At 47.4% G+C, this 25937-nt stretch carries 21 protein-coding genes; 18 read left to right on the top strand and 3 right to left on the bottom strand.

What is annotated here, in order from left to right; genetic code table 11:
* The first annotated feature begins 6 nt into the window (after nt 1–6).
* From OC23_RS12640 to OC23_RS12555, 18 genes are all read left to right on the top strand, one after another.
* Nucleotides 7–1356: a 3-carboxy-cis,cis-muconate cycloisomerase gene (locus OC23_RS12640; RefSeq protein WP_038345221.1), complete on the top strand. Its 1350-nt coding sequence runs from the start codon at nt 7–9 to the stop codon at nt 1354–1356.
* A gap of 4 nt (nt 1357–1360) precedes the next feature.
* A complete protein-coding gene (pcaD, locus tag OC23_RS12635; RefSeq protein WP_038345220.1) occupies nt 1361–2146 on the top strand; it encodes a 3-oxoadipate enol-lactonase in 786 nt (261 codons plus the stop codon).
* Nucleotides 2147–2189: 43 nt separating this feature from the next.
* Nucleotides 2190–3545 carry an MFS transporter gene (locus OC23_RS12630; protein WP_038345219.1) on the top strand — a complete coding sequence of 452 codons (1356 nt, stop codon included), beginning with the start codon at nt 2190–2192 and terminating at the stop codon, nt 3543–3545.
* 15 nt (nt 3546–3560) lie between these two features.
* Complete coding sequence (gene pcaC / locus OC23_RS12625) at nt 3561–3974, top strand: 4-carboxymuconolactone decarboxylase (RefSeq protein ID WP_038345218.1); 414 nt, start codon at nt 3561–3563, stop codon at nt 3972–3974.
* A gap of 10 nt (nt 3975–3984) precedes the next feature.
* Nucleotides 3985–4710 (top strand): protocatechuate 3,4-dioxygenase subunit beta, encoded by a 726-nt coding sequence (pcaH, locus tag OC23_RS12620; RefSeq protein WP_038345217.1) that lies wholly within the window; start codon nt 3985–3987, stop codon nt 4708–4710.
* Between the two features lie 12 nt (nt 4711–4722).
* Nucleotides 4723–5352: a protocatechuate 3,4-dioxygenase subunit alpha gene (pcaG, locus tag OC23_RS12615; protein WP_038345216.1), complete on the top strand. Its 630-nt coding sequence runs from the start codon at nt 4723–4725 to the stop codon at nt 5350–5352.
* A gap of 307 nt (nt 5353–5659) precedes the next feature.
* On the top strand, nt 5660–6499 hold the full coding sequence (gene aroD, locus OC23_RS12610) for a type I 3-dehydroquinate dehydratase (RefSeq protein WP_038345215.1): 840 nt from the start codon (nt 5660–5662) through the stop codon (nt 6497–6499).
* A 20-nt stretch (nt 6500–6519) separates the two neighbouring features.
* On the top strand, nt 6520–7980 hold the full coding sequence (locus OC23_RS12605) for a nitrous oxide reductase family maturation protein NosD (RefSeq protein WP_038345214.1): 1461 nt from the start codon (nt 6520–6522) through the stop codon (nt 7978–7980).
* An 18-nt stretch (nt 7981–7998) separates the two neighbouring features.
* A complete protein-coding gene (locus OC23_RS12600) occupies nt 7999–9228 on the top strand; it encodes a carbohydrate porin (RefSeq protein ID WP_038345213.1) in 1230 nt (409 codons plus the stop codon).
* 16 nt (nt 9229–9244) lie between these two features.
* Nucleotides 9245–11668 (top strand): glucose/quinate/shikimate family membrane-bound PQQ-dependent dehydrogenase, encoded by a 2424-nt coding sequence (locus OC23_RS12595; RefSeq protein WP_038345212.1) that lies wholly within the window; start codon nt 9245–9247, stop codon nt 11666–11668.
* A gap of 189 nt (nt 11669–11857) precedes the next feature.
* A complete protein-coding gene (gene hutC / locus OC23_RS12590; protein WP_038345211.1) occupies nt 11858–12610 on the top strand; it encodes a histidine utilization repressor in 753 nt (250 codons plus the stop codon).
* Entirely contained in the window at nt 12607–13188 is a 582-nt protein-coding gene (locus OC23_RS12585) for a HutD family protein (RefSeq protein ID WP_038345210.1), read from the top strand. Before hutC ends, OC23_RS12585 begins: the two co-directional genes overlap by 4 nt.
* Nucleotides 13189–13427: 239 nt before the next feature.
* A complete protein-coding gene (hutU, locus tag OC23_RS12580; protein ID WP_038345208.1) occupies nt 13428–15104 on the top strand; it encodes a urocanate hydratase in 1677 nt (558 codons plus the stop codon).
* 84 nt (nt 15105–15188) lie between these two features.
* A complete protein-coding gene (gene hutH, locus OC23_RS12575; protein ID WP_038345207.1) occupies nt 15189–16727 on the top strand; it encodes a histidine ammonia-lyase in 1539 nt (512 codons plus the stop codon).
* A gap of 64 nt (nt 16728–16791) precedes the next feature.
* Complete coding sequence (locus OC23_RS12570) at nt 16792–18204, top strand: amino acid permease (RefSeq protein ID WP_038345206.1); 1413 nt, start codon at nt 16792–16794, stop codon at nt 18202–18204.
* Nucleotides 18205–18256: 52 nt separating this feature from the next.
* A complete protein-coding gene (hutI, locus tag OC23_RS12565; protein WP_038345205.1) occupies nt 18257–19462 on the top strand; it encodes an imidazolonepropionase in 1206 nt (401 codons plus the stop codon).
* Nucleotides 19463–19495: 33 nt separating this feature from the next.
* Nucleotides 19496–20416: a formimidoylglutamase gene (hutG, locus tag OC23_RS12560; RefSeq protein WP_038345204.1), complete on the top strand. Its 921-nt coding sequence runs from the start codon at nt 19496–19498 to the stop codon at nt 20414–20416.
* 32 nt (nt 20417–20448) lie between these two features.
* Entirely contained in the window at nt 20449–21720 is a 1272-nt protein-coding gene (locus OC23_RS12555; protein ID WP_038345203.1) for a Glu/Leu/Phe/Val family dehydrogenase, read from the top strand.
* 58 nt (nt 21721–21778) lie between these two features.
* On the opposite strand, the gene OC23_RS12550 is transcribed toward OC23_RS12555, so the two are convergent.
* From OC23_RS12550 to OC23_RS12540, 3 genes are all read right to left on the bottom strand, one after another.
* Nucleotides 21779–23194 carry a PLP-dependent aminotransferase family protein gene (locus OC23_RS12550; RefSeq protein WP_038345605.1) on the bottom strand — a complete coding sequence of 472 codons (1416 nt, stop codon included), beginning with the start codon at nt 23192–23194 and terminating at the stop codon, nt 21779–21781.
* Nucleotides 23195–23390: 196 nt separating this feature from the next.
* Nucleotides 23391–24395, bottom strand: a complete 1005-nt coding sequence (gene cydB / locus OC23_RS12545; RefSeq protein ID WP_038345202.1) for a cytochrome d ubiquinol oxidase subunit II — start codon at nt 24393–24395, stop codon at nt 23391–23393.
* On the bottom strand, nt 24388–25833 hold the full coding sequence (locus tag OC23_RS12540; protein ID WP_038345200.1) for a cytochrome ubiquinol oxidase subunit I: 1446 nt from the start codon (nt 25831–25833) through the stop codon (nt 24388–24390). The genes cydB and OC23_RS12540 overlap by 8 nt, the downstream gene beginning before the upstream one ends.
* Nucleotides 25834–25937: the final 104 nt, after the last annotated feature.

Below are 25937 nucleotides of genomic sequence, written 5' to 3'. Positions count from 1 at the left end.
TCTGTCATGAGCCAGTTATACGCCAGCTTATTTTATCAGCCTGATGTCACAGCCATTTTTAGCGATCAAGCTTTATTGGGCTATATGGTGCAGGCCGAAGTGGCTTTAGCCAAAGCTCAGGCACAGGTCAACGTCATTCCTGCTTCAGCGGCAACGATGATTGAACAGGTGGGGCAAAATGCGGTAGCGCACATCGAACTGGAGGCGTTGGCTACAACAGCAGGGCTGGCAGGTAATATTGCGATTCCATTGGTCAAGCAATTCACTACCTTGGTCAAACAGCAGAATGAAGAAGCATCCCGCTATGTGCATTGGGGTGCAACCAGTCAGGATATTATTGATACAGCAACGATTTTACAGTGTCGGGATGCCTTGGCATTGATCGAAAAGCAACTGCAACAGGCCTATCAAATTTGCTTAAAGCAAGCGCAGCAATATCGCGATCAGGTCATGATTGGACGTACCTGGTTACAGCAGGCTTTGCCGATTACTTTAGGTCATAAATTTGCCCGTTGGGCCGCTGCCTTGAAACGTGATCTTGATCGTCTACAGCCCATGAAAGGTCGCGTATTGACTGCACAACTCGGTGGTGCCGTCGGTTCACTGGCATCTTTACAGGATCAAGGCTCTGCGGTGGTTGCCGCTTTTGCAGCACAACTCAATTTAACAGCGCCTGAATGTACATGGCATGGTGAGCGCGACCGTATGGTTGAGCTTGCCAGTATGCTTGCCTTGATTGTAGGGAATGTTGGCAAGATGGCAAAAGACTGGTCATTGCTGATGCAAACTGAAATTGCAGAAGTTTTTGAACCGGCGGCAAAAGGGCGTGGTGGTTCATCGACCATGCCGCATAAGCGTAATCCGGTGGCAGCAGCTTCAATTCTTGCCGCAGCCAATCGTGTGCCGGCCTTAATGGCAAGTGTCTTTCAAAGCATGGTGCAAGAGCATGAACGGGCTTTAGGAGCTTGGCATGCAGAATGGCTGGCAATTCCGGAAATTTTCCAGTTATGTGCAGGTGCTTTGGAGCGAAGCAGTGAAGTACTTGAACACATGCAGGTGAATGCAGATGCGATGCAACATAATCTTGAATGTACACATGGCCTGATCATGGCAGAGGCGGTGATGATGGCGCTGGCTCCAAAGCTTGGCCGTTTGAACGCACATCATCTGGTTGAACAGGCTTGCCAGCAAGCTGTTGCCCAACAGCAGCATTTAAAAACCGTGTTAGCAGACATGGAACAAGTGCAGGCCCATTTTGATGATCAGGCATTAGATGAGTTGTTCAACCCAGCATCTTACCTAGGCAATATTCAGGCACAAATCGATGCAGTCCTACATGCACAACAAGGAGAGTAAGCACATGATCATGCATATCAATAATCGTCAGGGACATCCGCTGGCTGTTCAGGTTCAAGGGTGCAAAGATGCTCCGGTGATCATGTTCTCTAACTCTTTGGGAACTGATCATGGGATGTGGCAGGCGCAAGTAGCAGCCTTGACTGAGCATTATCAGGTCATCACCTATGACACACGTGGACATGGGACCAGTAGCGTGATTGCCGATACCACTTTGCAAAATCTGGCCGAAGATGTAGTCGATATACTTGATGCCTTGGCGATTGAGAAAGTACATTTCTGTGGCATTTCAATGGGCGGAATTACAGCTTTGGCTTTGGCCAGCGACCATGCACAACGCTTTCACAGCATTACGGTTGCAAATTCGGCAGCAAAAGTTGGCCATACCGAGGCATGGAATAGCCGTGCCGATAGTGTCGAGCAAAACGGTTTGGCAGAGCTTGTAAAAACCACGCATACCCGCTGGTTTAGTGAGCATTTTGATTATGCGCATGACATTCTGGCGCAAAAAACCATTCAGAGTCTGGCGGTGACGCCTGCACAGGGGTATGCCAATGCATGCCGTGCCCTAGCTAATGCTGATGTTCGGGCGCAACTTGGTCAGATTCAACTACCCACTTTAATTATCGCAGGGCAATACGACCCCATCACCACGATCGAGGATGCAGAGTTTATGCATCAGCACATTGCAAACAGTCAGCTTGCGATTTTGCTGGCTTCACACTTATCGAATATCGAGCAACCACAGGTATTTACTCAGGAACTGACAAAGTTTATCCAAAGAATATAAACACTTAGGTTGGTTAAAAGGATTTCGCCTCAAGGAGACTATTATGGCGTTTCAGGATTACGCTGCAAAAAATAACAGCATGGATGCGCAGGAACTGATCGATAATGCACCGATTAGCAAGTATCAATGGATGATTGCAATTATATGTTTTTTAATTGTTTTTTTTGATGGTGTCGATACTGCTGCAATGGGTTTTATTGCACCGGCCCTCACACAGGACTGGGGCATTGACCGTTCCCAGTTAGGACCGGTGATGAGTGCTGCGTTAGGCGGCATGATTATCGGTGCGCTGGTATCCGGTCCGGCTGCTGACCGTTTTGGTCGCAAGATTGTTTTGACTGTGGCCATGCTGATTTTTGGTGGCTTTACCTTTGCTTCTGCCTATGCATCAGGTCTGGATCAATTGGTGGTATTGCGCTTTTTAACAGGCATTGGTCTGGGTGCAGCCATGCCGAATGCCACAACCTTGTTTTCGGAATATTGCCCGAAACGCGTACGTTCAATCCTTGTGGTGTGTATGTTCTGCGGTTTTAACCTGGGCATGGCGATTGGTGGCTTTATCAGTAGCTGGCTTATTCCTGCTTTTGGCTGGCACAGCCTATTCCTGTTTGGCGGAATTATTCCTTTGATATTGATGCTTCTGGTGATTGTATTTTTGCCGGAGTCTTATCGCTTCCTGATTGTAAAAAATAAGAGCCCTGAAAAGGTACGTAAAATTTTAAACCATATTGCGCCTTCACAAGTCCAGGGTATTAGCCAGTTTCATATTCCAGAAGAAGAATCCAATGTTGCGCCAAAGGGCAACGTATTCAAGATGTTGTTTTCCAGACAATATGCCAAAGGTACGGTTTTATTGTGGCTCACCTATTTCATGGGGCTGGTCATTATTTATCTGTTGACCAGTTGGTTACCAACCTTGATGCGTGAGACCGGTGCGAGCATGGAACGTGCGGCATTTATCGGCGGGTTATTCCAGTTTGGCGGTGTACTCAGTGCATTGGTGATTGGCTGGGCAATGGACAAATTCAATCCCAACCGGGTATTGGCCGTGTTCTATGTCGTTGCAGGCCTGTTTGCTGTTGCTGTAGGACAAAGCCTGAATAGCCCGACCTTACTGGCGATTATGGTGCTTTGTGCTGGTGTTGCCATCAATGGTGCCCAGTCTTCGATGCCTGCATTAAGTGCCCGTTTCTACCCAACCCAGTGCCGCGCAACCGGAATTGCATGGATGATGGGGATTGGACGTTTTGGTGCGGTATTTGGTGCGTGGATCGGGGCGATCCTGCTTGGAAATAACTGGTCATTTACCGCCATTCTGAGCCTGCTAATGATTCCTGCTGCCGCAGCCGCAGTCGCCATTTTTGTTAAATCTGTTGTTGCCCATACCGATGCAACCTAATCGAGGAAAAAGTCAATGAATGATGAGCAGCGTTATCAACAAGGACTGAAAGTCCGTACTGAAGTACTGGGCGAACAACATGTCGGACGTTCTTTACAGAACCTGAATGATTTCAATCAGGACTTCCAGAACTTTATTAGTCGCTTCGCCTGGGGGGAAGTGTGGTCACGTGAAGGTTTACCACGCCATACCCGCAGTCTGGTCACGATTGCCATCTTATTGGCTTTAGGGCGAGAAGACGAACTGAGAATGCATTTACGTGCCTGCTTCAATAACGGTGTGACTAAAGATGAATTAAAGGAACTGATTTTACATAGTTCTTTATATGCCGGTTTGCCAGCAGCAAATGCGGCAATGCATATGGCCGAAGAGGTCTTTAAGGAACTTGGCATTGACGTACAGCCTGTTACGGCACAACCACAGGATTAAGGAGACAGGCATGTTAAAGCATACATTAGGTGCATACCCACAACGAAACACCGATGATCATCCGCCAGCATATACACCTGGCTATAAGACCAGTGTATTACGCTCGCCAAAGAATGCATTGATTTCAATTAACCAAACCTTGACAGAAGTCACTGCACCACATTTTTCACCAGATATTTTTGGCCCCAAAGATAATGACCTGATCCTGAACTATGCCAAAGATGGGCTACCGATTGGGGAACGTATTATTGTGCATGGTTATGTACGTGATCAGTTTGGGCGTCCTGTGAAAAATGCCTTGCTGGAAGTATGGCAAGCCAATGCATCGGGTCGTTATCGTCATCCCAATGACAAGTTTATTGGTGCGATGGACCCCAACTTTGGTGGCTGTGGCCGGACCTTAACTGACGAAAATGGTTTCTATATTTTCCGTACCATCAAGCCGGGGCCATATCCATGGCGTAACCGGATTAATGAATGGCGCCCGGCGCATATCCATTTTTCCCTGATTGCAGATGGTTGGGCGCAACGTCTGATTTCGCAGTTTTATTTTGAAGGCGATACCTTGATTGATACTTGCCCGATTTTAAAAACCATTCCGTCTGAAGATCAGCGTCGTGCCTTGATCGCACTGGAAGATAAAAACAATTTTATTGAAGCAGATAGCCGTTGTTACCGCTTTGATATTCATCTGCGTGGTCGTCGTGCGACTTATTTTGAAAATGATTTGACATAAGGGAGACCTACGATGAATGCATGGAATTTTCAGGAATTGAAAGAGACCCCATCACAAACCGGTGGCCCTTATGTGCATATCGGTTTATTGCCACAACAGGCCAATATTGAAGTATTTGAGCATAACTTCGATAACCGGTTAGTCAATGAGCAGACACAAGGGCAACGGATTCGTCTGGAAGGTCAGGTGTTTGACGGCCTCGGTTTGCCATTAAGAGATGTGTTACTGGAGATCTGGCAGGCAGATGCCAATGGGGTTTATCCAAGTCAGGCCGATACTCAAGGCAAAACTGCCGACCCGCATTTTCAGGGATGGGGGCGTACAGGAGCCAATTTTGAAACAGGCTTCTGGAGTTTTCATACCATAAAACCGGGCGCTGTTGCCGGCCGTAAAGGCTCGATTCAGGCACCACATATTGCAGTCGCAGTTTTTGCTCGCGGCATTAATATCGGTTTGCACACCCGTATCTATTTTGATGATGAGGTGGATGCCAACGCCAATGATCCCGTGTTAAACAGCATTGAGTGGGCCGTACGTCGTCAGACATTAATCGCCAAACGCAGTGAGGTGGATGGTGAAGTGGTCTATCGCTTTGATATTCGTATTCAAGGTGATGATGAAACCGTGTTCTTTGATATTTAGTATAAGTAATAATCTTGGAAACATTGGATACGAGAAAATGTCATCTGCAACCTGAGCGAAGATAAACAAAGCAACGCTTTGTCTGAGCGCAAGACGAGTAGCTATGCTACGAATGTGGTATCAGCACGATATTGTTTCTGCGATAGAAAGGATCGTTGAAAGAATAAAACAGGTTTTGCAGATGACGATGCCTTTGCTTACTTTGGGCAAAACCAAAGTAAGTCCAGCCGAAGGCTAATCCTATCATTTAAACAAAACTAGATAAGACTCTGCCGAATTAGCAAATCTATTATTAAGGATGATACAGATGAAAATGAAAACACTGGCAGCAGTAATGTTGCTTGTTAGCCCCTTATTGATGGTTCACACAGCACAAGCGCAAGATCATCAGCAAAAGCAGGTTGAATTATCTGAGCTGGCAAAGCTGCCGGTGAAAACCATTGTGCCCATTACCGCTAAAACCAGAGAGCAGGCCATTGCTCAGGCAAAAGTCATTGCAGCCAATGCGGATGCCGATCTTGCGGAGTTTCGGATTGATTTACTCAATTTTGCCAGTGATCGCAAGCAGGTGATTGCCTTAGGCCATGAGCTCAAACAGATATTAGGCACTAAACCGCTGATCGCTACCATTCGTACCCATAACGAAGGTGGGCAATTAACTATAAGTGATGCCGATTATGGCAAGACCTATCAGGCATATTTACAGCAGCCATTTATGGACATGCTCGATGTAGAAATGTTCCGTGATCAGCAGATTGTGAACGATACCGTGAAACTGGCGCATGCGAAAAAAGTACTGATCGTCATGTCCAATCACGACTTCCAGAAAACGCCACCCGAGTCTGAGATTATCAAGCGTTTACTTAAACAGGATGAGCTAGGCGCCGATATTCTGAAAATTGCAGTGATGCCGCAAAACAAACAAGACGTATTTACCCTCATGAATGCGACCTTGAAAGTCAGTCAACAGTCTAAAAAGCCATTACTCACCATGTCGATGGGCAAACTGGGCACGATTTCCCGCATCGCCACTGCCAACATGGGCGGTAGCTTTAGCTTTGGCATGATTGGTGAAGCATCGGCACCCGGCCAGATTGATGTGACCCAGCTGAAACAGTTTTTAAAAACGGTTCAACCGACACAATAATTTAAAAAGGATGTTTAGACATGAACACAATTTACTTACGTTTAAGTACTTTAGCCATCGCTATGGCAGTTTCGGGTTGGGCAGCAGCAGAAACGTATATTGTTGATCGTTATCAGGATGATACTGATAAGGGTTCTTTGCGCTGGGCAATTGAGCAAGCCAACAGTAAGCCGACAGAAAGCAGCGAGATTCTGATTCAGGCAGTCGGCAAAGCTCCTTATGCCATTAAAGTGAATCGTCCATTACCCGAGATCAAAGCACCTGTAAAAATTATCGGAACGCAATGGGCAAAAACAGGTGAGTTTATTGCAGTCGATGGATCGAATTATATTAAAGGCACAGGAGTTGAAGCTTGCCCAGGAGCGGTTGAAGGACAGTTCGGGACCAATGTCCGGACAACGACCTTACCGGGCATCGTGTTACGTGACATCAATGGCGTAACCATTCAAGGTTTGGAAATCCGCCATTTCTGTATCGGAATTTTATTGAACCGTGCCAGCAATAACCTGATTCAAAATAACCGTATCATGCATAACTATGGCGGTGCAGGGGTAATGCTGACCGGTGATGATGGCAAAGGCAATCCAACAGCAACCACCACCAATAACAATAAAGTGCTGAATAATTATTTTCAGGACAATGGTGATGGTCTTGAACTGACCCGTGGCGCGGCCTTTAACCTTGTGGCCAATAACCATTTTATCTCTACAGCAGCCAATCCTGAACCGTCCCAAGGGATTGAAATCTTGTGGGGCAATGACAATGCCGTCGTCGGCAATAAATTTGAAAATTATTCGGATGGCTTACAGATCAACTGGGGCAAGCGCAACTATATTGCTTATAACGAGCTGACCAATAACTCCAACGGTTTTAACCTGACGGGTGATGGCAACATTTTTGACAGCAATAAGGTACATGGCAATCGGGTGGGCATTGCCATTCGTTCCGAGAAAGATGCAAATGCCCGTATTACTTTGACGAAAAACCAGATCTGGAATAATGGTAAAGCAATCAAACGCTGTGAAGCAGGCGGAAGTTGTGTGCCGAACCAGCGGGTAGGTGCCATTGTATTTGATGTTCCGGGGCTGGAACACGCCCATTATGTTGGTTCACGTGGTCATGGCGTCAAGATTGATCCTGCAAACTTGCAGAAGACCTGCAAGCAGGCCAATGATCAAGGCTGTAATGCTCAACCGAACCAGAATATTCAGGCACCGAAATTAAGCTTGTCCAAAGGGCAAATTGCAGTTGAAGTCAAAGGGCAACCGAACCAGCGTTATCAGGTCGAGTTTTTTGGAAACTCATCGGCAAATTCAAATGAAGCCGAGTTTTATCTAGGTTCGGCGGTTGCTGCCACCAATGCGCAAGGAATGGCGACGCTGACTTGGAAACCAACCGCACAAGTCGCTTCAGTGACAGCAAGTATTACGGATCATCTGGGTGCAACGTCTGAACTCGGTTCAGCGGTGAAACTGAAATAAACGGCAAGGAGGCCGAACATGAATTCGAATGCATTATTGCTCAAGATGAGCTGTCTGGCAGTAGCATTATGTGCTGCCCAATCTGGTTTTGCCGATCAGCTCTGGTCACAGGATCGCCAGTGGCTCCTCGGCGACTGGAATGGTCAGCGCCAGCAACTGGAAAAAGAGGGCTATAAATTTAACCTCAATGTCATGAACCAGACAGCAACCGTGCTGGACGGTCTGGAACATCATCCCACCAAAAATGCCAATCAGGTGGCATTGGGCGCAAACTTTGATTTGGCCAAGATTGCCGGATTACCTAATACCACGGCTGCTTTGACCGTGACCAAACGGGATGGACGTAATATTGCCAGCAATATAGGCATGAACGGTAGTCCAACGGAAATCTATGGGCGCGGTAATATCTGGCGCCTGACGCAAGCATGGATCAAAACAGGATTTCTGGACAATACCTTACAGTTCAAGCTAGGGCGGATGGGAATGTCCGAGGACTTTAATGGTTCACACTGTAATTTTCAGAGCCTGATTTTATGTGGTGGCCAAGTGGGCAAGAGTCAGGGCGATGTCTGGTATAACGGTCCGGTGAGTGGCTGGGCTGCAAATGTGAAATACCAGTTCATGCCCGAATGGACCTTTGGTGTGGGCGTTTATGAAAATAATCCCGAAAATACTGAAGTGAAGGACAATGCCAATTTCAACCTGTCTACGGATCGGGCCAAAGGAGTCCTGATTCCTGTCGAATTGGCCTGGAAAACCAACAAATTAAACGGCTTGGCGGGCGAGTATAAAGTTGGCGGTTTCTGGAGCAGCCATGATTATGACCGGGTTGATGCACAAGCAGGACAAGATCCAAAGTCGGCCATCTGGCTCAATACCCAGCAACAGTTGAGCAGCAATGCCACAGATCCGAAGGGTGGTTTATATGGCGCCGTGAATCTGGTCTGGAACAATGACAAAACCGCCAATATTTCCGATACCCAGCAAATTGCGCTCTGGTACAAGGGAGCCTTGCCATCACGACCAGCCGACCAGATCGGTTTCGGGGTGGGACGCTATAAATTTAATGACCAGAACCCTGCCAACCATGATCGTGATGATGAGATAAATGCTGAACTGAACTATGTTTATCAATATTCCCCGGCAGTCATGTTACGCCCCAATATCCAGTACGTTTATCAGCCAAAAGGCAATTCGTCTCGGGATAATGTCTGGGTTGCGGGTGTTTCGGTTGGGCTGAATTTCTAATACAGGAGTATGACGTATGTCTGAATCTACAAGCTCGCATACCATACTGAAAATATGGTGTTTTATTTTGGGGCTGGTTTTATTGCTGACCGGACTGTTTTTTACAGTGGGTGGGGTAAAACTGGCGACCTTGGGCGGATCATGGTATTTCGTGATTTCGGGTGTGCTTACACTGGTCTCAGCGTTGTTTATTTTCAGGAAAAAAGCGCTCGGTGTATGGTTATTTACCCTGGTATTTGCCGGAACGCTGCTTTGGTCCGTATTTGATGCTGGCTGGGAATTCTGGCCTTTATTTTCAAGGCTGATGTTTCCAGCAGGTTTATTTGCTGCATTAATGTTTACCCTGCCTGCCATACGCCGTTACCAGTTTCAGCCGAGTGCTGACCTGCCGGCTTATGGTCTGGGGATACTGACAGTCATCGGTATGGTGATTGGTCTTTACCAGATGTTCCAGCCACATCCAACCGTCACTGCGTCGGGACAGGCATTACCGCTAATCCCGGTAAAAACCGATATGAAGCAGACTAACTGGCAGCATTATGGCCAGGATGCAGGAGGCAGCCGTTTTGCGGCACTGGACCAGATTACACGTGATAATGTGCACCAGCTGAAAGAAGTCTGGCGTTTCCGAACCGGTGATTTCACTACAGGTTCAGGCAATGGTGCAGAAGATCAGATGACCCCGTTACAGGTGGGCAACAAGATTTTCCTGTGTACCCCGCATAATAATATTTTCGCTTTGGAAGCAGACTCCGGTAAACAGCTCTGGAAAGCAGAGGTCAATTCCAGGTCAGATGCATGGGAACGTTGCCGTGGCGTGGCTTATTTTGACTCAACGCAAGCACTGGTTCAGCCGACGCTGGCTGGGGCGACACCGGTAAAAGCGGTGGCCACCAATACCTCATGCTTACGTCGTGTCTATACCAATACACCGGATGGCCGTTTGATTGCAGTCAATGCAGATACGGGCGAACGTTGTAAAGACTTTGGCGTAGAAGGCACCGTTGACTTGCTCAAAGGCTTGGGTGAGGGAACCACAGCACCACGTTTTGAGGTGACTTCGGCGCCAACCATTGCAGGTACGGTGATTGTGGTCGGTAGCCGGATAGCCGATAACTTTGCAGCGGATATGCCTGGTGGTGTAATTCGTGCATACGATGTCATTACAGGTGAATTACGTTGGGCCTTTGATCCACGCAATCCTGATCCGAACTATGTATTGAAGGATGGTGAAACCTATAAACGCAGTTCAGCAAACTCATGGGCGGCGATGTCTTATGATCCGCAAACCAACACGGTATTCTTGCCAATGGGAAGCTCATCTGTTGATGTATGGGGTGGCAACCGTCAACCACTGGACCATAAATACAACTCATCCGTACTGGCTTTAGATGCGACCACCGGCAAGGAAAAATGGGTTTACCAAACGGTTCACAATGATCTGTGGGATTTTGATTTGCCTATGCAGCCAAGTCTGGTCGATTTCCCGATGAAAGATGGTAGCAACAAGCCTGCTGTGGTGATTGGTACCAAGTCCGGTCAGTTCTTTGTACTGGATCGTTTAACGGGACAGCCACTCACAAAAGTAGTTGAGCAGCCTGTGAAACCGGCAAATATTCCCGGAGAACAATACAGTCCAACACAGCCACGTTCGGTCGAAATGCCACAGATTGGTAACCAGACACTCACCGAGTCAGATATGTGGGGCGCTACGCCATTTGACCAGCTCATGTGCCGTATCAACTTTAAATCGATGCGTTATGAAGGTTTATTTACTGCACCGGGTACCGATAAATCATTGAGCTTCCCGGGTTCTCTCGGCGGTATGAACTGGGGCAGTATTGCCTTTGATCCAAGCCATCAATATATGTTCGTCAATGACATGCGTTTGGGCTTATGGATTCAGCTGATTGAACAGACGCCGGAAGATCTGGCGCTACAGGCCAATGGCGGTGAAAAAGTGAATACCGGAATGGGCGCTGTACCCATGAAAGGAACGCCTTATAAGGTCAATAAAGACCGTTTCTGGTCGAAGCTGAACATTCCTTGCCAGAAACCGCCGTACGGTACCATGACGGCAATCGATATGAAAACCCGTCAGGTGGCATGGCAAGTACCGATGGGGACAGTAGAAGATACTGGCCCGATGGGAATCAAAATGGGACTGAAAGCGCCGATCGGGATGCCAACCATTGGTGGGCCAATGGCCACACAGGGCGGTCTGGTATTCTTTGCTGCCACTCAGGATTATTACCTGCGCGCACTGGATTCATCCTCAGGCAAGGAGCTTTGGAAAGCACGTTTACCTGTCGGTAGCCAAGGTACACCAATCAGTTATGTGTCACCGAAAACAGGCAAGCAGTATGTGCTGATTACGGCTGGCGGTGCGCGTCAATCACCTGATCATGGTGATTATGTGATTGCCTATAGCCTCAACTAAACTTAAAACCATGCAAATGAAAACGGCAATCTTGGAGGATTGCCGTTTTTTATATCTGTTCTTTATAGGGGATTAGGGTAGAGACGCGGGAAACTTCAATCGATTAAGCTGATTTGTATAGGCTTGTATATACAATTTACCTCAATTCAATATACAATGATTTAGAATATTTAGTATGAGTTTTAGCCAATGTCAAGAGCGACAAAGCAAAACAATCTGGATTTGTCTCTGGAAGAAGATAGTCCTGTTCCTTTGTATTTACGTGTGAAGCAGATGATTTCGCAAAAAATTTATGAGGGCAGCTGGACCGTCAACAAAAAGATTCCTTCAGAAAGTGAACTGGTCAATTTACTGGGCTGTAGCCGGATGACAGTCAACCGTGCCTTGCGTGAACTCACCAGCGAAGGCCTGTTGGTACGTATTCAGGGGGTGGGTTCTTTTGTTGCAGAGGGACAAGGGCGTACGGCCTTATTCCATGTCAATAATATTGCAGAGGAAATTATTGCCCGAAATCATAAACATCGTGCTGAAGTGCTGGTGCTGGAGCAGATTCAGGCCAATGCCGAACAAAGCCTGCTGATGCAGATGCGTGAAGGGCAAAAGCTGTTTCACTCAATCATCGTGCATTATGAAAATGATGTTCCTGTACAGATTGAGGACCGTTTGGTTGATCCGATGCTGATTCCGGATTATCTGGCACAGGATTTCACCGCCATTACCCCTAATGCCTACTTGATGTCAAAAGCACCGGTAACAGAGGGTGAGCACGTGGTCACGGCCATTCTGGCCTCTGCACAAGAGTGTAAATGGCTGAAAATTAACAAGACCGAACCCTGCTTGCTGATTCGTCGCCGGACCTGGTCGAATAAACAGCTGATTTCCAGTGCCCGATTGATCTATCCAGGTAGCCGTTATTATCTGGAAGGTAAATTCACCCAATGATCAGGCATTTAGTCACAACCGATTATAAGCAGATGCTGTGGAAAAATGGTGCAGGTCATACGGTCGAGCTTGCCCGGAGTAACGGTGCCAGTCTGGATACATTTGACTGGCGTATTTCCATGGCCGATGTCAAAAGCTCGGGCGAATTTTCCCGGTTTAATGGTATGCAGCGTATCCTTACGGTATTGCAAGGCCCGGGTATCCGGCTGGATATTGATGACAGTTCTGTGCATCTGAAAACCCTGCAATCTGCCCAGTTCAGTGGCGATAGCCAGACCAGTTGTGCATTGACGGACGGGCCGATACGGGATTTTAATCTGATCTATGATCCCGGACAGTTGCATGCACGTTTGCAATGGTACCTTGAGCCTTCTACCACCGAAATCTTTAGCTCTGCCGATCTGGTTTTTATTTTTAACCACAGCATGGCGCCTCTGGATATTGAGGTTGAGCAGCAGGTTTTTCAGTTAAAACAGCAGGAAAGCCTTAAAATTGAGCATGCTACATTACTGAAAAAGATCGTGATGAAAGCCGGGCATTTAAGGCAGGCTTGTCTGGTTGAACTCACAAAAAAATAGTTTTTTATCAGGTTTTGAAAACACATATGACCTCAGGTTGTATGTGTTTTTTTATTGGCTATAAAAAATAAATCTATTTATTTCATAAGCTTGTAAATTATTTTCATAAAAGGATAGAAAAGCATCTTTTCAATAAAAAAGTTTTGTGTAGTATATGGATGTATATACAAGTTAATACATTGCTATACAGTAAAGGCAGATTAATTTGCTGGTTCAAACTCAAAGGAAGGAGTCCGATTGTGACAACAACGACAACAAAATTTCGTGATGTAGAAATTCGCGCACCGCGTGGTACCGAGCTCAATGCCAAAAGCTGGTTAACAGAAGCGCCACTGCGTATGTTGATGAACAACCTTGACCCTGATGTCGCAGAAAATCCAAAAGAACTGGTGGTTTACGGTGGTATCGGTCGTGCTGCACGTAACTGGGAATGCTTTGACAAGATTGTTGAAACACTTAAACAATTAGAAACCGATGAAACCCTGCTGGTGCAATCGGGTAAGCCAGTAGGTGTATTTAAAACCCATAAGGATGCGCCGCGTGTCTTGATTGCCAACTCCAACCTGGTACCACATTGGGGCAACTGGGAACATTTTAATGAACTGGATGCCAAAGGTTTGGCCATGTATGGCCAGATGACAGCGGGTTCCTGGATCTATATCGGTAGTCAGGGCATTGTACAAGGCACTTATGAAACCTTCGTGGAAGCAGGTCGTCAGCACTATAACGGTGACTTGAAAGGTCGTTGGGTACTGACTGCCGGTTTAGGCGGTATGGGCGGTGCGCAACCTCTGGCTGCAACATTGGCAGGTGCCTGTTCACTCAATATCGAATGCCAGCAAAGCAGTATCGATTTCCGTTTGCGTACTCGTTATGTTGATGAGCAAGCCACTGATCTGGACGATGCCTTGGCGCGTATTAAAAAATATACCGAAGAAGGCAAGGCGGTTTCGATTGCACTGCATGGCAATGCTGCTGAAATTTTACCTGAACTGGTCCGTCGTGGTGTACGTCCGGACATGGTCACTGACCAGACCAGTGCCCACGATCCATTGAACGGTTATTTGCCAATTGGCTGGACATGGGAAGAATACCGTCAGCGCGCCAAGACTGAGCCAGAAGCTGTGGTTAAGGCGGCTAAACAGTCGATGGCGAAACATGTTCAGGCCATGCTGGATTTCCAGAAAATGGGTGTTCCAACCTTTGACTATGGCAACAACATCCGTCAAATGGCACAAGATGAAGGCGTAGAAAATGCCTTTGATTTCCCGGGCTTTGTTCCAGCCTATATCCGTCCGTTGTTCTGCCGCGGTATCGGTCCGTTCCGTTGGGCTGCGCTGTCAGGTGACCCGGAAGATATCTACAAGACAGATGCCAAAGTAAAAGAACTCATTCCAGATGATGAACATTTACATCGCTGGTTAGATATGGCGCGTGAACGTATCAGCTTCCAGGGTCTACCGGCACGTATTTGCTGGGTGGGCTTAGGCTTACGTGCAAAACTGGGCTTGGCATTTAATGAAATGGTGCGTAGTGGCGAGCTTTCAGCACCAATCGTGATTGGTCGTGACCATCTCGATTCCGGTTCAGTCTCTAGTCCGAACCGTGAAACAGAATCAATGAAAGATGGTTCGGATGCTGTATCGGACTGGCCGTTATTGAATGCGTTATTAAATACTGCTGGTGGTGCAACCTGGGTGTCATTGCATCATGGCGGTGGTGTAGGCATGGGCTTCTCGCAACACTCAGGTGTGGTGATCGTCTGCGACGGTACCGATGAAGCAGCGGCTCGTATTGCACGTGTACTGACCAATGACCCGGCAACTGGCGTTATGCGTCATGCCGATGCCGGTTATGACATTGCGATTAACTGTGCCAAAGAGCAAGGCCTGAACTTGCCGATGATCACCCAATAAACAGACAAGGACATTACGATGCTTTTTGCAATTGTGCAAAACGCATCGTAAGCGAACAATAGAGTGCAAAACAGGACGCCAATGATGGAACTTTTAATTCAACCCGGCAAACTTACTCTGGCCGATCTCCGTAAAGCCTATTTCAACCCAATCAAGGTCAAACTGGATGACAGTGCATCGGAGGCAATTAATGCCAGCGTTGCCTGTGTGGAAAAAATTGTCAATGAAGGCAGGACTGCTTACGGCATCAATACCGGCTTTGGTTTACTGGCTTCGACCAAGATTGCACCTGAAGATCTGGAAAAATTACAACGCTCATTGGTGCTTTCCCATGCTGCAGGTGTGGGGGAAGCGCTGGATGATGCCATGGTGCGTCTGATCATGCTGCTTAAGGCCAATAGTCTGGCACGTGGTTTTTCCGGGATTCGCCGTAAAGTGATTGATGCGTTGCTGGCTTTAATTAATGCTGAAGTATATCCGCATATTCCATTAAAAGGCTCTGTCGGGGCATCTGGTGACCTGGCGCCGCTTGCACACATGTCTCTGGTTTTAATTGGCGAAAGCAAGGCACGTTATAAAGGTGAATGGTTGCCGGCAGTTGAAGCATTAAAAATTGCAGGGCTGGAACCGATCTCACTGGCAGCCAAAGAAGGCTTGGCACTGCTAAATGGTACACAGGCATCAACCGCTTATGCATTACGTGGCCTGTTTGAAGCAGAAGACCTGTTTGCCGCAGCAACCGTATGTGGTGGTTTGAGCGTTGAAGCCATGCTGGGTTCGCGTGCGCCATTCGATGCACGTATTCATGAAGTGCGTGGCCAGCGTGGTCAAATTGATGTAGCTGCTGCCTATCGTGACCTGTTGACTGAATCAAGTGAAATTGCACATTCACATGAAGATTGCAGCAAGGTTCAAGACCCGTACTCTCTACGTTGCCAGCCACAGGTGATGGGAGCATGTTTGACCCAGATCCGTCAGGCGGCAGAAGTATTGGAAATCGAAGCAAATGCCGTGTCGGATAACCCGTTGGTATTTGCAGCAGAAGGCGATGTGATTTCGGGGGGTAACTTCCATGCAGAGCCTGTTGCCATGGCAGCAGATAATCTGGCATTGGCGATTGCCGAAATCGGTTCACTGTCTGAACGTCGTATTTCGATGATGATGGACCGTCACATGTCACAGTTGCCGCCGTTCCTGGTTGCCAATGGCGGGGTCAATTCAGGCTTCATGATTGCTCAGGTAACAGCCGCTGCGTTAGCAAGTGACAATAAAGCACTTGCACATCCTGCCAGTGTTGATAGTTTACCGACTTCTGCAAATCAGGAAGACCATGTTTCCATGGCGCCGAATGCCGGGAAACGCTTGTGGTATATGGCTGACAACGTTCGTGGCATCCTTGCAGTGGAATGGCTAGGTGCATGTCAGGGCCTTGATTTCCGTGAAGGATTAAAGAGTTCTCCAAAACTTGAGCGTGCGCGTAAAGTGTTGCGTGACCAAGTGCCTTACTACAGTGAAGATCGTTTCTTTGCACCCGATATCGAGCAAGCCAGCGAATTGCTCGCAAGTGGTTGCCTGAACGAACTTATCCTTCCAAAGCTATTACCAAGTCTGTCTGAAGTGTGATCAATAAATCGGTCACATGGAGTGGCCGAATCTAACTAAATTTCCTCAAGGATTGGAGATTATAATGTCACAACACGCCACATTACAGCGGGGACTCAATACCCGCCATATCCGTTTCCTGGCATTGGGTTCAGCCATCGGGACAGGCCTTTTTTATGGTTCGGCCACTGCGATCAAAATGGCAGGTCCATCCGTATTGCTTGCCTATATTGTTGCAGGGATTGCAATTTATATCGTGATGCGTGCACTCGGCGAAATGGCCGTACACAATCCGGTATCAGGCTCGTTTAGCCATTATGCCTCCCAATATATTGGCCCGCTTGCAGGTTTTACCACAGGCTGGACCTATGTTTTTGAAATGATCATTGTTGCGCTTGCCGATGTCACGGCATTCGGAATTTATATGGGATTCTGGTATCCCGATGTACCGAGATGGATCTGGATCTTGTCCCTGATCATGTTCTTGGGTGCAATCAACCTGATTCATGTGAAAGTGTTTGGCGAGCTTGAGTTCTGGCTCTCCATCGTCAAGGTCTCGGCCATTGTGGCCATGATTTTGGGTGGTTTTGGCCTGATGTTTTATGGCTTTCATGCTGATCATAGTAGCTTTACGACGGGCATTCAAAACTTGTGGATTCATGACGGCTTTATGCCAAATGGCATTTCCGGCCTGATTGCATGTTTGTCTGTGGTGGTATTTGCTTTTGGCGGGATTGAAATTATCGGTCTGACCGCAGGCGAGTCAAAAGATCCTAAAACCTCGATTCCACGCGCCATCAATGCCGTGCCGGTCCGTATCCTGCTGTTCTATGTATTGACAATCTTTGTTCTGATGTCGATTTTTCCATGGAACCAGATTGGCAGTCAGGGCAGTCCATTTGTACAGATTTTTGAAAGTCTGGGAATTAAGTCTGCCGCAACGATCCTGAATATTGTTGTGGTCACTGCCGCAGTTTCTGCGATCAATAGTGATGTATTTGGTGCCGGTCGTATGCTGTATGGCATGTCGAGCCGTGGACAGGCACCACAAGCCTTCCAGAAAATCTCCAAGAACGGTGTGCCTTGGATGACCGTGGTGGTGATGGCGGGCGTGCTATTAATCGGTGTAGTCCTGAACTATCTGATTCCAGAAAATGTCTTCATCATCATTGCCTCAATCGCGACTTTTGCAACGGTCTGGGTCTGGCTCATGATTTTGCTGTCCCAGGTTGCGATGCGCCGTAAATTGTCCAAGGCAGAAATCAAGGCGCTGGATTTCCCTGTGATTGGCTGGCCGTATGCTCCTGCATTTGCAATTGCATTCATGCTGTTTATTTTGGCCATGATGGGATATTTCCCGGACTCGCGACCTGCAATTTATGTCGGTGCAACCTGGCTGGTATTACTCTGGATTGCCTATACCATCTGGGTAAAACCCAAGCACAGCACAGTAACAGAAAACCCGACCTTGCAACAAAACGTTGAGATGGAAAGTTAATCATCAAGCTGCTCAGGCAACCATCCTGTCTGGGCAGCGAGAGGAGTTTTAAATGAAAAAGCTTTGGAAAAACTGTCATATCGCCACCATGCAACATGGTCAATATTCCAGTATTGAAGATGCTGCAATTGTGACTCAGGGACAGCATATTCACTGGATTGGAACATTTAAAGACCTTCCTGCCGATGCTTATACTGAAACCATCGACCTGAACGGGGCATGGGTAACACCCGGCCTGATTGATTGCCATACCCATAGCGTATTTGGCGGCAACCGTAGTGTGGAGTTTGAGAAACGCCTGCAAGGTGTCAGCTATGCCGAGATTGCCGCAAGTGGTGGCGGAATTGCCAGTACGGTTCGTGCAACCCGTGAAGCGAGCGAAGAGCAGTTGCTGGCATCGGCACTGAAACGGGTGAGCTGTCTGCTCAGGGACGGTGTTACGACCATTGAAATCAAGTCAGGTTACGGTCTGGACTATGCCAATGAGCGTAAAATGCTGCGTGTCATCCGTCAGCTTGCAGCCACCTTGCCGATGACCGTCCGCAGTACCTGCCTGGCTGCCCATGCGCTACCACCTGAATACCAGCAGCAAAGTGATGCCTATATTGACCATATTTGCAATGAGATGTTGCCAAAGCTCCATCAGGAAGGTCTGGTCGATGCAGTCGATGCATTTTGTGAATATCTGGCATTTTCTCCGGCTCAGGTGGAACGGGTTTTTAAAACAGCCCGGTCTTTAAACCTGCCGGTCAAGCTACATGCAGAACAGCTTTCTGCGCTTGGCGGCTCAAGTCTGGCTGCACGTTATCAGGCCTTGTCGGCAGATCATTTAGAGTTCATGACAGAAGATGACGTAAAAGCCATGGCTGCGGCGGGAACGGTTGCCGTGTTATTGCCGGGTGCATTCTATTTCTTAAGAGAAACCCAATACCCTCCACTGGACAGTCTGCATCGACATGGGGTACGCATTGCCTTGTCGAGTGACTTAAATCCGGGCACATCGCCGGCCTTGTCGTTACGGCTAATGATGAATATGGGCAGTACCTTATTCAGGCTAACTCCTGAGCAGGTGCTGGCTGCCGTCACCATCCATGCTGCCCATGCACTGGGGCTGCAAGACACGCATGGCAGTCTGGAGCAGGGCAAAGTGGCAGACTTCGTTGCCTGGGACATCGAACATCCATCAGAAATTGTTTACTGGTTAGGTGGCGATTTGCCAAAACGTATCATCCAGCATGGCAATGAAGTTGCCCTCTAGGCTTAAAACTTATTTTTAAACGCGGTATTTAAAATGAATCATTCATTTAAATGGCAAGGACGGCACGATGGAGACGGGGAACAACATTTACGTATCCATCAGGTGGTCAATACGCAACAGCACGCTGCATACGCTCTAATCGGCTTTAGTTCCGATGAAGGCGTGAAACGCAATAAGGGCCGTCTGGGGGCAGCCGATGCACCAGACATGATTCGCGCGCAACTGGCCAACCTGCCCGTACATGAACCAGTCACGATTGCAGATCTGGGTACCGTGGTGTGTGATCATGGGCGACTGGAACAGGCGCAGGCAGAGCTGGCAGACCAGGTTGAACGTAGCTTAAAACAGGGCATGAAGCCGATTGTTTTGGGTGGGGGGCACGAGGTGGCCTTTGGCAGCTTCTCCGGGCTATTCCAGTATCTGCAACAACATGAACCTGACAAGAAAATTGGCATTATCAACTTTGATGCGCATTTTGACTTGCGTGAAGCCGAACAAGTCACCTCCGGCACACCTTTTTTAAATGCAGCACGACTGTCTGCCCAGCATCAGCAACCGTTCAATTATCTTTGTATCGGGGTCGCAAAACACGCCAATACCAAAGCACTTTTTGACACGGCTGATCGGCTGAATTGTAGTTACATCCATGACTATGAATTACAACTGCAAAATGTTGAGTTTTTAATCGAAAAAATCACAGCTTTTACAGGAAAAGTTGACTATTTGTATATTACAGTTGATCTTGATGTATTTAGTGCTAGCATTGCTCCAGGTGTAAGCGCACCTGCGGTAAAAGGAATTGATTTATCAGTTTTTGACCCATTACTAGAGGCCATTAAGGAAACCGGAAAGATTAAAGTTTTTGATGTGGCGGAATGTAATCCACGGTTTGATTTGGACAGCAGAACTGCCAAATTAGCCGCTTATATAATTTTTAACTACATATTTGATTGATGGATCATGTGAATTCATCAAAAGGTTAAAACATGTCTAATTTATCTTATGTCTCTCAAAATGACGGTCCATGGGCAACCTACCTCGAGCAGATCGAACGTGTTGCTCCATATCTGGAAAATCTGGAAGGATATGTGGACACATTGAAGCGCCCAAAACGTGCTTTGATCGTTGACGTGCCAATCGTTATGGACGACGGCACAATTCGTCATTTTGAAGGTTATCGTGTACAACACAACTTGTCACGTGGTCCGGGTAAAGGCGGTATCCGCTATCATCCAGATGTAGATTTAAATGAAGTAATGGCACTGTCAGCATGGATGACAATCAAAACTGCAGTACTGAACTTACCATTCGGTGGTGCAAAAGGTGGTATCCGTGTTGACCCGCGTCAGCTCTCTCCACGTGAATTAGAGCGCTTAACCCGCCGTTATACCAGTGAAATCAGCCATATTATTGGCCCGCAAAAAGATATTCCGGCACCGGATGTAGGCACCAATCCAAACGTAATGGGCTGGATCATGGATACCTATTCATCTGGTCAGGGTCATACGGTAACGGGTGTGGTAACGGGTAAACCGGTACACCTGGGCGGTTCTTTAGGACGTATCAAGGCAACAGGCCGTGGTGTATTTATCACGGGCCAGCAAGTTGCTGAAAAAATCAAGCTGCCTTTAGATGGTGCCAGAATTGCGGTTCAAGGTTTTGGTAACGTGGGTAGTGAAGCTGCATATTTGTTTGCAGATTCAAAAGCCAAGATCGTGACGATTCAGGATCATACCGGTACCATTTTCAATCCGGAAGGGATTGATCTTGCTGCATTGAAAGTGTACATGGAAACTCACCAGGGTGTTGGCGGGTTTGAAGGCGCACAGGCTATCAGTGATGAAGAGTTCTGGAGCGTAGACATGGACATCCTGATCCCTGCTGCACTGGAAAGCCAGATCACGGTTGAGCGTGCGAAAAAATTATCGGCAAAACTGGTTCTTGAAGGTGCGAACGGCCCAACTTATCCGGAAGCGGATGACATTCTGGTACAGCGTGGCATCACGGTAGTTCCAGACGTAATCTGTAACGCCGGTGGTGTTACCGTATCTTACTTCGAGTGGGTGCAAGATATGTCGAGCTATTTCTGGTCTGAGGAAGAAATTAACGAAAGACTGGATAAATTGATGGTTCAGGCCATTAATGATGTATGGCACAAGTCAAGCGAAAAAGAATGTACCTTACGTACAGCGGCCTTTATTCTGGGTTGTGAGCGTATCTTGAAAGCACGTAAAGAGCGCGGTATTTTCCCGGGCTAATCTGGCTTTACTGTTGAAACGGCCTTAAGACACATGTTTTAAGGCCGTTTTTTTATTTTTATCGCGAACTGGAAAAAAGCTGAATGGTCTGAATAAAGCATTCCAGCGCATGCTGAATTTGTGCTGTCCACTCAAAGGAACAGTTCATGCGGATAAAATGCCGGTGTGAAGGCAGCACATTAAATAGAGGGCTGGGTGCAACGCCAATCTGTTGCCGGATAAGTTGTTCATAAACGGCCATGCTGCTGAGCTGTTCTGGTAACTGTATCCAGAGAAAATAGCCGCTTGGGTAATTATGGACTTTGCAGTCTTTTGGCAGATGCTGTTTGAGATACTGAAAAAACTGCTTTTTATTCTTTTCCAGTGCCCGTCTCAGGGTTCTTAAATGTTTTTCATAATGATGATGTGAGAGAAATTCAACCAGTGCATTCTGGATCAGGGCATTGGCCGAGATGGTACTCATCAATTGTAAATGCTGGATATGTTCGGAAAACTGGCCTGCATATACCCAGCCCATACGGAAACCTGACCCCAGAGTCTTGGAAAAAGAAGAGCAGTGCAGTACCAGATTTTGCTGATCAAAATACTTCATTGGCAAAGGTTTCTGGTTGCCGTAGAACAACTCTTCATAGACATCATCTTCAATCAGGTGAATCTGGTGTTCATGTAATAATCTTGCGATCTTGTACTTGATCTCGTCGCTTACCGTAAAGCCAATCGGGTTGTGGGCATTGAGCATGAACCAGCATACCTTGATCGGATAATTTTTAATGACCTGCTCAAAGGCTTCGATATCAAAACCATGCTGCGGATGCTCAGGAATGGTAATCACCTTTAAGCCCAAACGTTCGGCCGCCTGCCATGCGCCGTAAAAGATCGTTTGCTGCAATAAAATATAATCGCCCGGCTGGGTGATGGCTTGCAGGGAAAGGTTTAATGCTTCCAGCCCGCCAGAGGTAATGACAATGTCATCTGCATCGGTAGGGATGCCTTGCATGCAGTAGCGTTGGGCAATGAGTTGCCGCAGGGCTAAATTGCCCGGTGGCAAGCTGGTTGTCTGGTCATAGCTGTGCCGGTTGCGGGACAGCTGGCCCATAATCTGCATCAGTTTGGGTGGATAGAGCAACTGGCTATCGGGAAAGGCCGAACCTAAAGGGATGACCTGTTTGGACTGAATAGACTTGAGATACTTAAACACCTGTGAATTGATTTCAATTTTAGGGTTCAACGACACGACCGAATAGGCGTGTGGAATCTGGCTGTTGGGTTGCTCGGCCACAAAATAGCCTGACTTTTCTTTTGAATAAATCAGTCCTTGTGCTTCTAGTTCCTGATAGGCATTCATTACTGTAATCAGGCTAAAACCTGAGCGTTTCACCTGTTCCCGCAGGGAGGGCAATTTGCTGTGTGGCTTCCATGATCCATTTTCAATAAGAAGCTTCAGGTTATGTGCTAACTGTTCTGATTTATACATAAAGTCGGGTAAATCCATGATGATGGAATAGCCTTGAGTAAAAGCTATTCCATCCATTTTTTAATAAGCAAGCATCAATAACAGCCTAAACAGGCCGGCAATGAGGGCCAGTGCAAAAAAGCCGGTAAGCCACAAGATTATAAACCATTGTGTTGAACTTAAATGCCGTGATTTTATTTTCATGCAAGGCTGCTCCTTAATGATAACCAGCATCTCCAACCCGTACCTTATCTCTAAATACCCAGTAGGACAGGATGGTATAGGCAATAATGATCGGGATCAGGATCAAGGCACCGACCAGCGCAAACTTCTGGCTGGAGTGAGGGGCTGCTGCTTCCCAAATGCTAACAGAAGGTGGGATGATGTTCGGCCATAAACTGATAACAAAGCCTGTAAAGGCCAGAAATACCAGAGCTAAGGTATAGATAAACGGTTTGTAATCCTGTCGCTGTTTGCAAGCCTTTAATATAAGGAAAGTAAATAACACCACCAGAATTGGCACCGGACTGAAGTAGATCAGGTTCGGCAAGGCAAACCAGCGTGCGGCAATTTCAGGATGGGTAAGCGGCGTATACAGACTGACGCTGGCAAACACCACAAACAAAACAATAATCAGTTTGGGCATGAGCGCATACATTTGATCTTGCAGCTGATGATCTGTCTTGATGATCAGCCAGCCACATCCCAGAGCGGCATACATGGCCAGCACGCCCAACCCTGTAAACAGGGCAAATGGTGTCAGCCAGTCCAGTCCCGAGCCGGAGAAAATACCATTACTGGTCTGGATGCCTTGAATATAGGCACCTAAAATCACACCCTGGAAAAAGCTGGATAAAATCGAACCCCAGATAAAGGCCAGATCCCACAAAGGTTTGGTACGGTTGGCCTTGAAACGGAATTCAAACGCTACTCCCCGGAAAATCAGTGCAATGACCATCAGGATAATAGGCAAATATAAAGCGGACAATACAGTAGAGTAGACCAGCGGAAAGGCTGCAAACAGGCCGGCACCGCCCAGTACCATCCAGGTTTCATTGCCATCCCAGACCGGTGCGACAGTATTCATCATCACATCACGTTCTTCGCTGCTTTTAATGAACGGGAACAGAATACCGATACCGAGATCAAAACCGTCAAGAATGACATAGATCAGTACGCCCAGACCAATAATACCGACCCAAATCAGAGATAAATCAATCATGGTGTTTCTCCTTGCCTGTGTCCTGGGTATCAATCGTTTCATCGACTGCACTCAGGGGTCGCATCGGGGTTTTGAAATGACCGGGTCCTGCTGGCTCAGGCTCAATTGCATCAATAAATTCAGGGCCTTTTTTCAATAGCTTCAGCATGTAGTAGATTCCGCTACCAAATACAATGGCATAGACCACAACAAAAATGATCAGGCTGATACCGACCTGATCGGCCGTTACAGCATGTGACAAGCCGTCTTTGGTGCGCATGACACCGTAGACAATCCAGGGCTGACGCCCAACTTCGGTGGTCACCCAGCCTGCCAGCAGGGCGATATAACCGGTCGGGCCCATAACCAGTGCAAATTTATGGAACCATGACGTACCGTACAGCATTCCCTTTTTACGCAGCCATAAAGCGGTTAAGGAAAGCAATACCATTAACATGCCAAGACCGACCATGACCCGGAAACTCCAGAATATAATGGTGGCATTGGGCCGGTCTTCAGGTGCGAAATCTTTTAGGCCCGTGACCTTGCCTTGCAGCGAGTGAGTCAGGATCAGGCTACCTAAATGAGGGATGCCGATTTCATGGTGATTCTCTTCGCTGTCCATATCCGGAATGGCAAATAACAGCAGTGGCATGGATTCATTGTGGTTGGTTTCCCAATGACCTTCGATGGCAGCCAGTTTTGCAGGCTGGTGTTTTAAGGTATTCAGGCCATGATTATCGCCAATCACCACTTGCAGGCATGAGGTGGCCAGTACCATCCATAATCCCATCGAAAATGATTTTTTGACAAGCTCATCGCGACGGCCCTTGAGCAAATGCCATGCCGCAGTCCCGACCACCAATAACGAGGAGACCAAAAATGCTGCTACAGCCATATGCGCAAAGCGGTAAGGGAAGGATGGATTAAACACGATTGCCCACCAGTCCGTTGGAACAATAATGCCATTTTCAATGGCAAAGCCTTGCGGGGTTTGCATCCAGCTATTGGAAGACAAGATCCAGAACATGGAAATACAGGTACCAATGGCGACCATTAAGGTCGCGAAGAAATGGGCTTTGGGACTGACACGCCCCCAGCCAAATAGCATAATGCCCAGAAAGCCAGCTTCCAAGAAGAAGGCACTCAGTACCTCATAGGTGAGTAAGGGGCCGGTAACACCTCCTGCAACACGGGAAAACTCGCTCCAGTTGGTTCCGAACTGGTAGCTCATCACTACACCAGAAACGACGCCCATACCAAAGGCAACCGCAAAGATCTTGATCCAGTACTTGAACAAGTCTTTATAAATCGGGTTTTGGGTGCGAAGCCATTTCCATTCCAGCATTGCAAGGAAGCAGGCCAGACCAATTGATGTAGCGGGAAAGATAATGTGAAATGAAACAGTAAATGCAAACTGTATCCGGGCTAATTCTAAAGCTGTGAGACCGAGATCCATAGATCCTCTCCTATAACAGACAAGCACAAGCAGTCGCTAGGAAAATGTGAAAGAACGGACTTAAAGACAGGCACAGATAGAGAGCGAGGGTGCCTGATTTAAGC

This window comes from Acinetobacter sp. A47 (assembly GCF_000805455.1).
Taxonomy (GTDB): Bacteria; Pseudomonadota; Gammaproteobacteria; order Pseudomonadales; family Moraxellaceae; genus Acinetobacter.
Note: the sequence above shows the minus strand (reverse complement) of the source record. Positions and strands in the feature narration are given on the sequence as shown.

Bases quoted from the DNA above. Each gene is read 5' to 3' on its own strand.
- OC23_RS12640 (WP_038345221.1), top strand. From the start codon at position 7: ATGAGCCAGTTATACGCCAGCTTATTTTATCAGCCTGATGTCACAGCC.
- pcaD (WP_038345220.1), top strand. From the start codon at position 1,361: ATGATCATGCATATCAATAATCGTCAGGGACATCCGCTGGCTGTTCAG.
- OC23_RS12630 (WP_038345219.1), top strand. From the start codon at position 2,190: ATGGCGTTTCAGGATTACGCTGCAAAAAATAACAGCATGGATGCGCAG.
- pcaC (WP_038345218.1), top strand. From the start codon at position 3,561: ATGAATGATGAGCAGCGTTATCAACAAGGACTGAAAGTCCGTACTGAA.
- pcaH (WP_038345217.1), top strand. From the start codon at position 3,985: ATGTTAAAGCATACATTAGGTGCATACCCACAACGAAACACCGATGAT.
- pcaG (WP_038345216.1), top strand. From the start codon at position 4,723: ATGAATGCATGGAATTTTCAGGAATTGAAAGAGACCCCATCACAAACC.
- aroD (WP_038345215.1), top strand. From the start codon at position 5,660: ATGAAAATGAAAACACTGGCAGCAGTAATGTTGCTTGTTAGCCCCTTA.
- OC23_RS12605 (WP_038345214.1), top strand. From the start codon at position 6,520: ATGAACACAATTTACTTACGTTTAAGTACTTTAGCCATCGCTATGGCA.
- OC23_RS12600 (WP_038345213.1), top strand. From the start codon at position 7,999: ATGAATTCGAATGCATTATTGCTCAAGATGAGCTGTCTGGCAGTAGCA.
- OC23_RS12595 (WP_038345212.1), top strand. From the start codon at position 9,245: ATGTCTGAATCTACAAGCTCGCATACCATACTGAAAATATGGTGTTTT.
- hutC (WP_038345211.1), top strand. From the start codon at position 11,858: ATGTCAAGAGCGACAAAGCAAAACAATCTGGATTTGTCTCTGGAAGAA.
- OC23_RS12585 (WP_038345210.1), top strand. From the start codon at position 12,607: ATGATCAGGCATTTAGTCACAACCGATTATAAGCAGATGCTGTGGAAA.
- hutH (WP_038345207.1), top strand. From the start codon at position 15,189: ATGGAACTTTTAATTCAACCCGGCAAACTTACTCTGGCCGATCTCCGT.
- OC23_RS12570 (WP_038345206.1), top strand. From the start codon at position 16,792: ATGTCACAACACGCCACATTACAGCGGGGACTCAATACCCGCCATATC.
- hutI (WP_038345205.1), top strand. From the start codon at position 18,257: ATGAAAAAGCTTTGGAAAAACTGTCATATCGCCACCATGCAACATGGT.
- hutG (WP_038345204.1), top strand. From the start codon at position 19,496: ATGAATCATTCATTTAAATGGCAAGGACGGCACGATGGAGACGGGGAA.
- OC23_RS12555 (WP_038345203.1), top strand. From the start codon at position 20,449: ATGTCTAATTTATCTTATGTCTCTCAAAATGACGGTCCATGGGCAACC.
- OC23_RS12550 (WP_038345605.1), bottom strand. From the start codon at position 23,194: ATGTATAAATCAGAACAGTTAGCACATAACCTGAAGCTTCTTATTGAA.
- cydB (WP_038345202.1), bottom strand. From the start codon at position 24,395: ATGATTGATTTATCTCTGATTTGGGTCGGTATTATTGGTCTGGGCGTA.
- OC23_RS12540 (WP_038345200.1), bottom strand. From the start codon at position 25,833: ATGGATCTCGGTCTCACAGCTTTAGAATTAGCCCGGATACAGTTTGCA.